1 protein-coding gene is annotated in these 300 nt (G+C 64.7%); it reads right to left on the bottom strand.

The features are described from left to right. On the bottom strand, positions 1–300 hold a 300-nt coding region (locus SB772_RS39955; protein ID WP_410838513.1), incomplete at both ends, for a cytochrome P450.

The raw sequence follows: 300 nt of genomic DNA, 5'->3' as shown, positions 1-300 counted from the left end.
GCAAAGGTCGCGCCAATGCAGACACGGGGACCGGCACCGAAGGGCAGGAACTGGAAGCGGCCGATCTTGCCACGGTTTTCCGGCAGGAAACGCTCTGGCATATAGGCGCGCGGCTTTTCCCAGTAGAGTTCGTGGCGGTGCAGCGTCCACGGCATGATCAGCACCGTCATGCCGGCATGGATATCGACGCGCTCGCCCTTGGCATCGGTCCAGCTGTCATCGGAGATGGCCGCACGGTTTATCGAGGGCGCCGGCGGATAGAGACGGAGCGCCTCTTCGAAGGCTGCCCGGGTCACCGGC

The sequence above is a fragment of the Paraburkholderia sp. SIMBA_030 genome (assembly GCF_046535245.1).
In the GTDB taxonomy this organism is placed as follows: Bacteria; Pseudomonadota; Gammaproteobacteria; order Burkholderiales; family Burkholderiaceae; genus Paraburkholderia.
This window is presented reverse-complemented; position numbering and strand designations above follow the sequence as displayed.